General features: G+C 67.2%; 8 protein-coding genes and 6 tRNA genes. 7 read left to right on the forward strand and 7 right to left on the reverse strand.

Annotated elements, in window-relative coordinates:
* The first annotated feature begins 13 nt into the window (after nt 1-13).
* The 6 genes from KVS69_RS14505 to KVS69_RS14530 all read left to right on the forward strand — a co-directional run bounded on the left by KVS69_RS14505 (nt 14) and on the right by KVS69_RS14530 (nt 10512).
* Nucleotides 14-229 (forward strand): hypothetical protein, encoded by a 216-nt coding sequence (locus tag KVS69_RS14505; RefSeq protein WP_095362682.1) that lies wholly within the window; start codon nt 14-16, stop codon nt 227-229.
* Nucleotides 230-340: 111 nt separating this feature from the next.
* A complete protein-coding gene (locus KVS69_RS14510) occupies nt 341-2716 on the forward strand; it encodes a Tex family protein (RefSeq protein ID WP_217538677.1) in 2376 nt (791 codons plus the stop codon).
* A gap of 160 nt (nt 2717-2876) precedes the next feature.
* Nucleotides 2877-5084, forward strand: coding sequence for a PAS domain-containing protein (locus KVS69_RS14515; protein WP_217538678.1), 2208 nt, complete (start codon nt 2877-2879; stop codon nt 5082-5084).
* A gap of 188 nt (nt 5085-5272) precedes the next feature.
* Nucleotides 5273-7114 carry a methyl-accepting chemotaxis protein gene (locus KVS69_RS14520; protein WP_302675371.1) on the forward strand — a complete coding sequence of 614 codons (1842 nt, stop codon included), beginning with the start codon at nt 5273-5275 and terminating at the stop codon, nt 7112-7114.
* Between the two features lie 466 nt (nt 7115-7580).
* Nucleotides 7581-8465 (forward strand): AraC family transcriptional regulator, encoded by an 885-nt coding sequence (locus tag KVS69_RS14525; protein ID WP_217538679.1) that lies wholly within the window; start codon nt 7581-7583, stop codon nt 8463-8465.
* A 184-nt stretch (nt 8466-8649) separates the two neighbouring features.
* Nucleotides 8650-10512 carry a methyl-accepting chemotaxis protein gene (locus KVS69_RS14530; protein ID WP_217538680.1) on the forward strand — a complete coding sequence of 621 codons (1863 nt, stop codon included), beginning with the start codon at nt 8650-8652 and terminating at the stop codon, nt 10510-10512.
* 52 nt (nt 10513-10564) lie between these two features.
* Here the strand turns inward: KVS69_RS14530 and KVS69_RS14535 are convergent.
* Nucleotides 10565-10651: transfer RNA gene (locus KVS69_RS14535), tRNA-Leu, on the reverse strand.
* Between the two features lie 124 nt (nt 10652-10775).
* Here KVS69_RS14535 and KVS69_RS14540 point away from each other — a divergent pair.
* On the forward strand, nt 10776-11156 hold the full coding sequence (locus tag KVS69_RS14540) for a response regulator (protein ID WP_217538681.1): 381 nt from the start codon (nt 10776-10778) through the stop codon (nt 11154-11156).
* On the opposite strand, the gene KVS69_RS14545 is transcribed toward KVS69_RS14540, so the two are convergent.
* The 6 genes from KVS69_RS14545 to KVS69_RS14570 form a co-directional block, all read right to left on the reverse strand.
* On the reverse strand, nt 11138-12094 hold the full coding sequence (locus tag KVS69_RS14545; RefSeq protein ID WP_217538682.1) for an SOS response-associated peptidase family protein: 957 nt from the start codon (nt 12092-12094) through the stop codon (nt 11138-11140). The two genes, KVS69_RS14540 and KVS69_RS14545, sit on opposite strands and share 19 nt — an antisense overlap.
* An 86-nt stretch (nt 12095-12180) precedes the next feature.
* Nucleotides 12181-12256, reverse strand: a tRNA-Glu gene (locus KVS69_RS14550).
* A 57-nt stretch (nt 12257-12313) separates the two neighbouring features.
* Nucleotides 12314-12389 (reverse strand) — tRNA-Ala (locus KVS69_RS14555).
* 108 nt (nt 12390-12497) lie between these two features.
* Nucleotides 12498-12573: transfer RNA gene (locus KVS69_RS14560), tRNA-Glu, on the reverse strand.
* 50 nt (nt 12574-12623) lie between these two features.
* Nucleotides 12624-12699: transfer RNA gene (locus KVS69_RS14565), tRNA-Ala, on the reverse strand.
* A 134-nt stretch (nt 12700-12833) separates the two neighbouring features.
* Nucleotides 12834-12909: transfer RNA gene (locus KVS69_RS14570), tRNA-Glu, on the reverse strand.
* Nucleotides 12910-13034 lie beyond the last annotated feature (125 nt).

A 13034-nucleotide genomic window follows, 5' to 3' on the forward strand; every position in this document is an offset into this window, starting at 1 on the left:
AGGAACACATCACATGGCAATCGTTCTTTATGTCGGTGGTAGCAAGGATGGCGACAAGGGCCTGGTGCCCCACGGCTTCACCAAATCACGTGCCGATACCGACATCGGCCCTGAGATCTACACCGAGCGCTTCATGGAACTGCAGGGCCTGGGCAGGGTCCGGGTGATGGCCCTGGAGTCGTTGCAGGATGAGGCGGTCAGGGTCCGCGCAGCCCAGCATTACCGGTAGATGCCGACCGCTGGTCGGCATGGGCATTTTTCGGGAATGTCAACGGGTTTCCCCCGCCGCCCGGCGTTGCCACAATCGGTGTTTTCCGCATAGTGGCTTCGGCCGGACGCAATGCCAGACCTCAAGCTCGCCCAGCAGATCGCCCAGACCATCGCCGATGAAATCGGTGCCCAGCCTGCCCAGGCGCACGCCGCCATCGCCCTGCTCGACGAAGGTGCCAGCGTTCCGTTCATCGCCCGCTACCGCAAGGAAGTCACCGGCGGCCTGGACGACACCCAGCTGCGCAACCTGGAAAGCCGGCTGACCTACCTGCGCGAGCTGGAAGAGCGCCGCGCGGCGGTGCTGGCCAGCATCGACGAACAGGGCAAGCTCAGCGACGAACTGCGCAACGACATCCTCGGCGCGGACACCAAGTCGCGCCTGGAGGATCTGTACCTGCCGTACAAGCCCAAGCGCCGCACCCGCGCGCAGATCGCCCGCGAAGCCGGGCTGGAACCGCTCGCCGACGGCCTGCTGGCCGACCCGGGCCTGGATCCGCAGGTGTTCGCCGCCGGTTTCGTTGACGCCGACAAGGGCGTGGCCGACCCCAAGGCCGCGCTGGAAGGCGCGCGCGCGATCCTGATGGAGCGCTGGGGCGAAGACGCCGCGCTGGTCGGTGAGCTGCGCGCCTGGCTGGGCGAGCACGGCGTGATCCGTGCGCGCGTGGCCGAAGGCAAGGAAGAGCAGGGCGCCAAATATCGCGATTACTTCGAGCACGCCGAAGCGCTGGCAAAGATTCCCTCGCACCGCCTGCTGGCGCTGTTCCGCGCGCGCCGCGAGGACATCCTGTTCCTGGAACTGGATCCGGGCAGCGACGCCGAGGCCGGGCACGTGTATGCAGAAGGCCGCGTGGCATTCAAGGCCGGCATCCGCGACGCCGGCCGCCCGGGCGACCGCTGGCTGCTCGACGCCTGCCGCCTGACCTGGCGCGCCAAGCTGCACATGCACCTGCTGCTGGACCTGTTCAACCAGGCCCGTGAAAAGGCCGAGGCCGAAGCCATCGCGGTGTTCGGCGACAACCTCAAGGACCTGCTGCTGGCGGCCCCGGCCGGGCCCAAGACGGTGCTCGGGCTGGACCCGGGCATCCGCACCGGCTGCAAGATCGCCGTGGTCGATGCCACCGGCAAGCTGGTGGCCACCGACACCATCTACCCGCACGAACCCCGCCGCCAGTGGGAGCAGTCGCTGCAGACCATCAAACAGCTGTGCATGAAGCACAACGTGGAGCTGATCGCGATCGGCAACGGCACCGCCAGCCGCGAAACCGACAAGCTCGCCGGTGAAGTGATCCAGGCGCTGGGCGAAGCCAAGCTGCAGAAGATCGTGGTCAGCGAAGCCGGCGCCTCGGTGTATTCGGCGTCGGAGTTCGCGGCGAAGGAATTCCCGGACCTGGACGTGTCGATCCGTGGCGCAGTCTCCATTGCCCGTCGCCTGCAGGATCCACTGGCCGAGCTGGTCAAGATCGAACCCAAGGCGATCGGCGTGGGCCAGTACCAGCACGACGTGGACCAGTACCGCCTGGCGCGCGCGCTGGATGCGCGCGTGGAAGACTGCGTCAACGCGGTCGGCGTGCACGTCAACACCGCTTCTGCCGCGCTGCTGTCGCGGGTTTCAGGCCTGTCCTCGACCGTGGCCGAGAACATCGTGCGCCACCGCGACGAAAACGGTCCATTCAAGCGCCGCAAGGACCTGCTCAAGGTGCCGCGCCTGGGCGACAAGACCTTTGAACAGTGTGCCGGCTTCCTGCGCATTGCAGACGGCGACCAGCCGCTGGATGCGTCCTCGGTGCACCCGGAAGCGTACCCGGTGGTGGAGCGGATCGTGGCCGCCACCGCGCGCCCGATCAAGGCGCTGATCGGTGATGGCAGCTTCCTGCGCGGACTGAAGGCCGAACAGTTCACCGACGACACCTTCGGCGTGCCGACCGTGCGCGACATCCTCAAGGAACTGGAGAAGCCCGGCCGCGACCCGCGCCCGGAGTTCAAGGCCGCGCGTTTCGCCGAAGGGGTGGAAGAGATCAAGGACCTCAAGCCGGGCATGGTGCTGGAAGGCGTGGTCAGCAACGTGGCTGCGTTCGGCGCGTTCGTGGACATCGGGGTACACCAGGACGGCCTGATCCACATTTCGGCGTTGTCCGACACCTATGTCAAAGACCCGCGCGACGTGGTCAAGGCCGGCGACATCGTCAAGGTGAAGGTGCTGGAGGTTGACGTGGCCCGCAAGCGCATCGCGCTGACCCGGCGCCTGGACGATACCCCGGCCCCCGCCAAGGCCCCCGGCGAACGCGATGCGCGCCCGGCCGGCGGCGGTCGGCGCGACGGCGGTGGTGGTGGCGGCGCCCGCCAGGGAGGCCGTGGCGCGGCCCCCGGCCCGCGCCCGGGCAGCGGTGCGCCGCCGGCCAACAACGCCCTGGCCGACGCCTTCGCGCGGGCCAAGCGCGGCGGCTGAGCCCCGCCCCGCGTGGGCGTGACGAGGGCTTGATCCCGTTTCCCGTTGAATGCCGGTACGCTAGGCGGGGAGCGGGAGGCCAGATGACAGATCAGCACGCGGGATACTGCGGTCCAGGCCGGTGCGATGGCGCCACCCCTGGCGCCGTCGGCGTGCGCGCATGAAACCCATGACGCCGCCGGCCGACGCACTGCAGGAGGCAATCGAACAGCGCCGCCGGCTGGAAATGATCATCGACGGCACCGCGATGGGTACCTGGGAGTGGAACTGCCAGACCGGTGCCATGCGGGTCAACGAACGCTGGGCGCAGATCGTCGGCTACACCCGCGAGGAGCTGTCGCCGATCACATCGCAGACCTTCTCCCGGCTGGTCCATCCCGATGACCTGGCGCAATCCAATGCGCTGCTGCGTGAGCACCTGGACGGACGGTCGCCGCACTACGACAGCCTGTGCCGCATGCGCCACAAGCAGGGACACTGGATCTGGGTACAGGACCGCGGGCGTGTCTACGAACGGGACGCCGAAGGCCGGCCACTGCGCATGGCTGGCGCGCACGCCGATGTCAGCGACCTGCAGAACGCACGCGAAGACGCGGCGGACACCCGCCAGCGCCTGCAGGCGGTGGTCGATGCGTCCGACGAGGTAGCGGTGATCGCCACCGACATCCATGGCGTGGTCACCCTGTTCAATACCGGTGCGCAGAAGCTGCTGGGCTACTCGCCGGAAGAAGTGATCGGCCAGGTCAATCCGGGCCTGTTCCATGAGATCCATGAAATGCAGGATTACCTGCGGCCCCTGGCCGATGCCGAGGGGCGCCTGCCGACGGTGTTCGAAGCGCTCACCGCACACGCCGCGCAGGGAACCTGGTCGCACCAGTGGACCTTCGTGCGCAAGGACGGCGAGCACCGGCAGGTGCGGCTGTCGATCAGTCCGCTGGATTCGGGCAGCGGCCAGCGCATGGGCTACGTCGGCATGGCGGTGGATATCACCCCGCTGCTGGAAGTGCGCGAGCAGGCCTACCTGGCGGCGGAGAAATTCGCGGGTGCGTTCTCATCGGCCGCGCTGGGCATGGCGCTGGTTTCGCTGGAAGGGCGCTGGCTGGACGTCAACGACGCGCTGTGCGGCATTCTCGGCTACACGCGCGCCGAACTGCTGGAGATTGATTTCCAGACCCTGACCCATCCCGACGACCTGCATACCGACCTGGCACTGGTGGGTGACCTGCTGGCCGGGCGCCGCGACCACTACCACATGGAGAAGCGGTACCTGGGCAAGGCCGGCAACATCGTGTGGGGGCGTCTGTCGGTGTCGCTGGTGCGGGCCCCGCATGGCGAGCCGCTGCATTTCGTGTCGCAGATCCAGGACATCACCGCGCAACGGCACAGCGGGCTGCAGCTGCGCGAATCCGAGCACCGCACCCGGGTGACGCTCGATGCGGTCGCCGACATGGTGCTCACCCTGGACCTGGCGGGGCATATCCAGTACGCCAACGCTGCCGCAACCCGGGCGCTGGCCGGGGAGGGCGCCGCCCCGGTGACCGGCAGCCAGGTCCAGGACGTGATGGAGCTGACCACCGAATACGCCCCGCGCTCGCCGCTGGACCTGGCCGTGCTGCTGGACGCGGAAAGCAATGCGGTGGACCTGCATTCGGACCTGCTGCTGTCGGTGGGGGCGCAGTTGCTGCCAGTGGACCTGACCCGGGCCTGGCTGCAGGGCGAGGACGGGCAGGTGAGTGGCGCGGTGTGGGTGATCCGCGATGTGACCCAGCAGCGCGCCCGCCAGCGCGAGGCCCGCCACCTGGCCGAAGTCGACCCGTTGACCGAGCTGAGCAACCGGCGCGGGTTCGAAGCGCACCTGCAGGAGGCCATTACCCGGGTCGCCCGCACCGGGCAATCGGCCTCGCTGATGTTCATCGACCTGGACAACTTCAAGCCGATCAATGACAGCCACGGCCACCTGGCGGGAGACGCCATGCTGTGGGCGGTCGCCACCGTGCTCCGGCATGGCGTGCGCGATTCGGACATCGTGGCGCGGCTGGGCGGCGACGAATTCGCGGTGATCCTGGCCGGCTGCTCGCTCCGGCGCGCGCGGCGCATTGCCAGTGACCTGCTCGAGTCGGTGCGCAGCCTCAGCGTGCCGTGGGGCATGGAACGCCTGGTGGTCGGCACCAGCATCGGCATCGCCGCAATCGGTGGCCACATGAGCGTGGATACGGCGGTCGCCGCGGCAGACGCCCAGTGCTATCGGGCCAAGGCGCTGGGCAAGAACAACGTGCAGGTTGAAGCGCCCGTGCACGGTGGCCCCGACCCCCTGGACGTGGGTGACGCCGAACTCGATGGCGAGAGCAGCGAAGGCGGCCCAGGCTGAACCTGCTCAGGGTTGGCGTCCCAGTACCGTGCCTGATACCTCAAGCTTGATGTCCGAGGGTCGATACCTTCCTCGCAATCGGCCCCACCCCGCAGACGTCTTCGCAGGTCCCGAAGCCAACGTGATTCCGCGCCGCACAGCACCCGCGTCGCATCCCCATCAGCTGATCGGACATCGAGGATATGGAAATGTTCAGCTCAAGCATGCAGTTGCCCCTGTCGGGAGCGGACACGGCTTCCGCCCCCGCTTCGCGCTGGCGCCCGTTCGCCGCGCTGTTCAGCGCGCGCCGCGCGCTGCGCGACGACGCCCGGCAGGCCGCACAGCACCAGGCCGAGCTGGAAGCGCAGGTCGCCGCGCTGCACCGGGTCCAGGCGGTGATCGAGTTCGCGCTCGACGGCACCATCCTGACCGCCAATGCCAACTTCCTGCAGGCGCTCGGCTACTCGCTGGACGAGGTGCGCGGGAAGCACCATGCCATGTTCGTCGACCCGGCCCAGGTCGCCACGCCGGCGTATCGCGAGTTCTGGGCGCGGCTGGGCCGCGGCGAGTACGACGCCGGCCAGTACCGCCGGTTCGGCAAGGGCGGGCGCGAGATCTGGATCCAGGCCTCGTACAACCCGGTGCTGGACCCGAACGGGCGCCCGTACAAGGTCGTCAAGTTCGCCACCGACATCACCGCCCAGATGATGCAGGCGGCCGATTTCGCCGGCCAGCTCGCGGCCATCAACAAGTCGCAGGCGGTGATCGAGTTCAGCCTCGATGGCCGCATCCTCGGCGCCAACGAGAATTTCCTGGCCACCACCGGCTATACGCTGGAAGAAGTGCGCGGCCAGCACCATGCCATGTTCGTCGCCGCCGACTACCGCGGCAGCGACGAGTACCGCGCGTTCTGGGACAAGATGGGGCGGGGCGAGTACGACGCCGGCCAGTACCGGCGCGTCGGCAAGGGCGGACGTGACATCTGGATCCAGGCGTCCTACAACCCCGTGCTGGACGTGGACGGCCGCCCGCTCAAGGTGGTCAAGTACGCCACCGACATCACCGCCCAGGTCCGCGACAGCCAGGCCCTGCAGCAGGCGGTGGCGCAGACCCGCGAGGTGGTGGCGGCCGCGCAGGGGGGCGACCTTACCGGGCACATCGCCGTCGATGAAAAAACCGGCCCCATCGCCGAACTGTGCTGCGGCATCAACGCGCTGGTCGAAGCGATGGCCGGCATCATCGGGCAGATCAAGTTTGCCGCCGACACCATTGCCCTGGGCGCCAGCGAAATCGCGGTCGGCAACGCCGACCTGTCCCAGCGCACCGAGCAGCAGGCCGCGTCGCTGGAGGAAACCGCGGTATCCATGAAGGACCTGGCCGATACCGTGCGGCGCACCGCCGACAATGCCCGCCAGGCCAGCGAACTGGCCAGTGGCGCGGTGGGCGTGGCGGCGCAGGGCGGGCAGGTGGTGCACGAGGTGGTGTCGACCATGGCGCTGATCAACGAGTCCTCGCGCCGCATCGTCGACATCATCGGCGTGATCGATGGCATTGCGTTCCAGACCAACATCCTGGCGTTGAACGCGGCGGTGGAAGCGGCCCGCGCGGGCGAACACGGGCGGGGATTCGCGGTCGTCGCGGCGGAAATCCGCTCGCTGTCGCAGCGTTCGGCCGGCGCGGCCAAGGAGATCAAGCAGCTGATCACCGACTCGGTGGACAAGGTCGGTACCGGCACCAGCCAGGTCGAGAGCGCCGGGCGCACCATGGACGAGATCGTGGTCAACGTGCGGCGGGTCAGCGACCTGATGACCGAGATCAGCACGGCCACCCGCCAGCAGAGCGAGGGGATCACCCAGATGAACCGGGCGGTCGACCAGATCGACGAGGGCACCCAGCAGAACGCCGCGCTGGTCGAGGAGGCCTCCGCCGCGGCGCGCAGCATGGAAGAGCAGGCCAGCCAGCTGCTGCAGACCGTGGCGGCGTTCCGGGTGGATGCGGCGGTGGCCACGGCGCTGCGCCAGGGCGCACAGCCGGTACTGCGGCGGGTCTGAAACGCGGCGCCCTGCCAACGGCCGGATCCTTGGAACCGCGCCAGGGCACCCCGGATGGCGGGTGCCGGGATTATGTCGGGAAGAAACTACGCAGTTTACGGGCGGGGCCGTTTTCCAGGCCCGGCAACGGGGTGCTGGACAGTCCCCACCGTCCAGGCACCCCATCGCGAGGCGGGCTCATTCTTACTGGCGCAGTTTCAGGATCGCTACGTAAAGTTCGCCAAATCAGATGAAATAAACCATGACCAATAGCCGTGCACGTGCCTGTTCACGTACCGTAGAGTAGGCGCGGTTCCGCAGTGCGGCGCGCGCGAAGATCGATTGATCGATCTACTCCCTGTTATCTAAATCGATCCAGAAAATAATGCCCTCCCTGATTTTCCCGGACTTCGAGGCATATTCAAATTCAGTCAAGGGAATCGACAGCCATATACGGGTTACCGGGCGGGGTGATGGCGCGTGGGTGTTGAATCTGCTCGATCTCGGCGAGGTCATACTGCTGCACGGCATGGACGGCGCCCCCGTGGTGTACCGCGGCGCACCGCTCGCTTCGCGTTTTGCGGCCTACCTGGCGCTGCCGGGAAGCCAGACCGAGGTGGACGGCCAGCACGTGGGCGAGGCCGAGGTCTCCTGGCTGGCGCCACGGATCGAAGTGCATGGCTTCACCCGGGTGCCTGCGCGCTTCCTGTGCATCGACGTGGCCGAACAGCTGCTGCTGGACCAGGCCGCGCACATCGATGGACTGGAGGTGAGCCGGCTGTACCGCACCGGCAACATCACCTCGAGCCCCACCATGGTCGCCGATATCGGCGGGATGGTGCGGCGCGCGCTGGACATCCACGACCGCGACCCGGAGGCATTCGCGCAGGCGGGCGCGCGACGCGCCTTCGCTGCCCAGCTCAGCGCGCTGCTGCTGCAGTGCCACCTGCAGGCCGCCGGCGAACCTGCGGTCGCCCGGCGCGGTCGCCCACCGCTGCCGCGCCGGGAGATCGTCCGCCGCGGCATCGAGCACATCCAGCGCAGCCTGCGCGGCGAAGCGGCGTTTTCGGACATCCCGTTCGCCGTAGGGGCCTCGCAACGTTCGCTCAACCGGGCGTTCGACGACCTGTTCGGGATGGCGCCGCACCAGTTCTATCTCGTCGAGCGCCTGCATGCGATCCGCAGCGCGCTGCGCTCGGCCGCGCCAGGCGATACGGTCACGGGCATCTGCTCGCGGTTCGGGGTCTGGGATCTGGGGCGGATGGCGGCGCTGTATGCCCGCATGTTCGGGCTGCAGCCGGCCCAGGAGCTGTCCCGGGCCCTCGCCGGCAAACCGTCGGCGACCGGGGCCACGTCCACGCGCAGGCGCTGAGCCGATATCGCCCTAAAGTTCTCCCGGCGGCTGCCGCTGACGGAAATGCAGTCGATCTGTTTTGCCCACGGAAGGGACGCCAGCACCACGGCGGTCTTCGTGAGTCCCCAAGCGTTCTTGCGTACTACCCCGGGCGTGTCGCCCGGCGTAGCCCATTGAGCTTGTTGGAACCGAGGAAACATCGATGTCCATCGCAGCCCTGCAGTCGCCGGCGTCTCCCCGCACCGGTGCCTCCACAGCCACGTCTTTCCTGCGCTCGCTCGGCGCGCTCGCCTTCTCGCCGCGGGCCACGCGGCAGGCCAGCACCGCCCTGGCCCAGCGCCATGCCGAACTTGAAGCGCAGGTCGCTGCGCTGCACCGGGTACAGGCGGTGATCGAGTTCGACCTGGAGGGCACCATCCTCCAGGCCAATGACAACTTCCTGCAGACCCTCGGCTACACGCTGGAGGAGATCCGTGGTCGCCACCATTCCATGTTCGTCGACCCGGAGCACGTGCGCAGCAGCGCCTACCGCGAGTTCTGGGCGCGGCTCGGTCGCGGCGAGTTCGATGCCGGCCAGTACCGGCGGGTGGGCAAGGGCGGCCGCGAGATATGGATCCAGGCGTCCTACAACCCGGTGTTCGACAGCAGCGGCCGGCCGGTCAAGGTGGTCAAGTTCGCCACCGACATCACGGCCCAGCAGATGCAGGCGGCCGACTTCGCCGGCCAGCTGGCCGCGATCAATACCTCTCAGGCGGTGATCGAGTTCAGCCTGGACGGCTGCATCCTGTCGGCCAACGACAACTTCCTGGCCACCACGGGCTACGCGCTGGAGGAAGTGCGCGGCCAGCACCATTCGATGTTCGCCGAACCCGAGTACGCCCGGAGCGCCGAATACCGGCAGTTCTGGCAGAAGCTTGGCCGGGGCGAGTATGACGCCGGCCAGTACCGCCGGCTGGGCAAGGGCGGGCGCGAGATCTGGATCCAGGCGTCCTATAACCCGATCTTCGACATGAACGGCCGTCCGTTCAAAGTGGTCAAGTACGCCACCGACATCAGCGCGCAGGTGCGTGATGCGCAGGCGCTGGCGGCTGCTGTCGCGCAGACCCGCGAAGTGGTTGCCGCCGCACAGGCCGGCGACCTGGGCAGGCGCATCGATGCCGGCGACATGACCGGCGCCATCGCCGAGCTGTGCGAGGGCATCAATGCCATGGTCGAGACCATGGGCAGCGTCATCGGCCAGATCCGCGTTGCCGCCGACGCGGTGGCGCTGGGCGCCAGCGAGATCGCCACCGGCAATGCCGACCTGTCCCAGCGCACTGAACAGCAGGCCGCCTCGCTGGAGGAAACCGCAGTATCGCTGCAGGGCCTGACCGGCACCGTACGGCAGAGCGCCGAGGACGCCCGCCAGGCCAGCCAGCTGGCCGGCGGCGCGGTGGACGTGGCCGCACAAGGGGGCAGGGTGGTCAGCGAGGTGGTCACCACCATGAGCCTGATCAACGCCTCGTCGCGCCGTATCGTCGACATCATCAGCGTGATCGACGGCATCGCGTTCCAGACCAACATCCTGGCGCTCAACGCGGCCGTGGAAGCGGCGCGTGCCGGCGAGCACGGGCGCGGCTTTGCCGTCGTGGCCGGCGAGATCCGCTCGCTGTCGCAGCGGTCGGCCAGCGCGGCCAAGGAGATCAAGCAGTTGATCGACGACTCGGTGGACCGGGTCGGCACGGGCACCGCCCAGGTCGAGAGCGCCGGCCGCACCATGCAGCAGATCGTGGACAGCGTGACGCGGGTCGATGCCCTGATCGCACGCATCAGCACCGGAGCTCAGCAGCAGAGCGAAAGCATCGGCCAGATCAACCAGGCGGTGGAGCACATCGACCAGAGCACGCAGCAGAACGCGGCGCTGGTGGAAGAGGCATCGGCGGCCGCGCGCAGCATGGAAGAGCAGGCCACCCAGCTGCTGCAGACAGTGTCCGCATTCCGTGTCGACGGCGCGGTGGCCCAGGTGCTGCGCCAGGCGGCGCAGTCGGGGTTGCCGGGTGGGGCCGCTGTCCTGCGGCTGGTGTAACGACGAACCAAAGCAGAAGGCCAGATCTTTCGATCTGGCCTTCTGGATTCCATGGTGCCGAAGGTGGGACTCGAACCCACACGCTTTTAAGGGCGGCGGATTTTGAGTCCGCTGCGTCTACCGATTCCGCCACTTCGGCTGGCTGGCCGCGTAGTGTATACAAACCCGGCCGGATTGGGGAGGTCTGAATCGTTCAGTCGACCCCGGACCTTCATTTTTCCGCGACGTTATACTCATTGCGCTGAACGATACAGGGAACGGCGATGAGCGCGTTGCAGGGTCTGCGGGTACTGGTGGTGGAAAACGACGCGATGAGCGCGTCGTTGCTGGAGATGCAGCTGATGCACGCGGGCGCGGTGATGGTCGGGCCGGCGTCGTCGGTGGCCGAGGCACTGCACCTGATCGAAGAGGCTGCGCCGCAGATCGTTCTGCTGGATTACCGCCTGGCCAATCACGAGACCAGCGACCCGGTTGCCGATGCGCTGACCGCGCTTGGCATTCCCTTCGTGGTGGCCACCGGCATGGCGCATTTCCAGCTGCCCGAGGCGTTCCGCGCGGGCAGGGTGCTGACCAAGCCCTATCTGGCCGTTGAGTTGAACCAGGCGCTGACCGCTGCGCTGCAGGATCACGCCGCCTCGGCGTAATCCAGCTCGACCGGCTCGCGGTCGTCCAGGATGCGGTACAACGCGGCCAGATCCTGCGGATCTGGATTCAGCCACGCATCCAGGTTTTCGCGTCGGATCGGTACGATGCAGCGGTCATGCCCGGCTGCGGCCACGTCGCGCGGGGGTTCGTCGGTGATGGCGGCGAACGAGAGCAGGCGGCCCTCGGGGCCTTCCCATTCCGACCACAGGCAGGCGATCAACAGATCGCGCGGTGGCTGCGGGCGGAATTCGAGCACCACGTTCTGTGGATTCTCGCCCGGTGCCAGGCTGCGCTGTTCCAGCGCATGGCGGGGCACGTGTTCGTAGAACGATTGCACGACGACAACGCCGTGGTGGTGGCCGAACGCGTTCTTCCAGTACGCCTCGAGGCTGTCGCGGCGGGCGTTGTAAGTGCCCGGATAGAGCGCGTCGTTGCGTGCGGGCTTGTCGGGCAGGCGGCACTGGTAGCGCATCGGCTTGATCACGCGCTGGCCATGTTCGGACACGATCACCGGGGCGTATACGCCGGGAAAGATGCGGCTGTCGCGCGGCAGCAGGCCGGTGCGGTGCAGGTCGGCCAGGCGTGCCTGGGCGCGGTCAACGCGGTTGCCGGCAATGCGGATGTCATTGCGGGCCTTCTGGGTGGGGCGGTGCGCCAGGCTTTCTTCGGCCTGCTTCCGGCGTGCGGACTGGACGCGGATTTCCTCGTCCAGCGCCTGCATTTCTTCGGCATGCCATTGCTGGATCTTCGCCACGATATCCTGGCCCTGCGCGGTGCGCGCACCGGCAAAGCCATCGTCCATGGCCTTGGGGGTCTTGGGGCGTTGCTTGCCGGCGTCATGGGCGTAGAGCTGGGCGAACTCGTCCAGCGAAATGGCGGCGCCGAACTCACGAACCAGCTTGGTGTAGTCGGCGCGGATCTGGGCGGAATAGCACATGGGCCTGGACCGGAGGGGTATCAACTGTGGGCTGATACGCTACCAAACAAAAAGCCCCGGCATTGCCGGGGCTTTCTGCGTTGTATTGGCGTCCCCACGGGGATTCGAACCCCGGTCGCCACCGTGAAAGGGTGATGTCCTAGGCCTCTAGACGATGGGGACGCACGAAAACCTGAATTTTAATGCTGCATCCATCCGATCGGCCTAATGACCGGATGTTGGTGGAGCCAGGCGGGATCGAACCGCCGACCTCCTGCATGCCATGCAGGCGCTCTCCCAGCTGAGCTATGGCCCCACGTTGATGCTGCGAGCCGCCTATAATATCGGTGTTTTCCGAAAAGGGAAACACTTTTTTCGACGGATACAAAAAACCCCGGCATTGCCGGGGTTTTCTGCGTTTGATTGGCGTCCCCACGGGGATTCGAACCCCGGTCGCCACCGTGAAAGGGTGATGTCCTAGGCCTCTAGACGATGGGGACGCACGAAACTTTGAATTTTGCTTCTGTCGGACGGCCTATGTCCGGAGAAGTGGTGGAGCCAGGCGGGATCGAACCGCCGACCTCCTGCATGCCATGCAGGCGCTCTCCCAGCTGAGCTATGGCCCCACGTTGTTGCTACCAGCCCGACATTCTAGCGTTGATTTGCCTGAATGGCCAGCCTTCGTTAAACGCCGCCATCCGACCAACGGTCGGATGCTACCGGCAGGTAACGACCGTTGGTCGTTACACCGGTTGATGAGTGGCGTCCCCACGGGGATTCGAACCCCGGTCGCCACCGTGAAAGGGTGATGTCCTAGGCCTCTAGACGATGGGGACGCACGAAACTTTGAATTTTGCTTCTGTCGGACGGCCTATGTCCGGAGAAGTGGTGGAGCCAGGCGGGATCGAACCGCCGACCTCCTGCATGCCATGCAGGCGCTCTCCCAGCTGAGCTATGGCCC

The organism is Stenotrophomonas sp. GbtcB23 (assembly GCF_019091045.1).
In the GTDB taxonomy this organism is placed as follows: Bacteria; Pseudomonadota; Gammaproteobacteria; order Xanthomonadales; family Xanthomonadaceae; genus Stenotrophomonas; species Stenotrophomonas rhizophila_A.

Bases quoted from the DNA above. Each gene is read 5' to 3' on its own strand.
- KVS69_RS14540 (WP_217538681.1), top strand. From the start codon at position 10,776: ATGAGCGCGTTGCAGGGTCTGCGGGTACTGGTGGTGGAAAACGACGCG.
- KVS69_RS14545 (WP_217538682.1), bottom strand. From the start codon at position 12,094: ATGTGCTATTCCGCCCAGATCCGCGCCGACTACACCAAGCTGGTTCGT.
- KVS69_RS14515 (WP_217538678.1), top strand. From the start codon at position 2,877: ATGAAACCCATGACGCCGCCGGCCGACGCACTGCAGGAGGCAATCGAA.
- KVS69_RS14520 (WP_302675371.1), top strand. From the start codon at position 5,273: ATGTTCAGCTCAAGCATGCAGTTGCCCCTGTCGGGAGCGGACACGGCT.
- KVS69_RS14505 (WP_095362682.1), top strand. From the start codon at position 14: ATGGCAATCGTTCTTTATGTCGGTGGTAGCAAGGATGGCGACAAGGGC.
- KVS69_RS14510 (WP_217538677.1), top strand. From the start codon at position 341: ATGCCAGACCTCAAGCTCGCCCAGCAGATCGCCCAGACCATCGCCGAT.
- KVS69_RS14530 (WP_217538680.1), top strand. From the start codon at position 8,650: ATGTCCATCGCAGCCCTGCAGTCGCCGGCGTCTCCCCGCACCGGTGCC.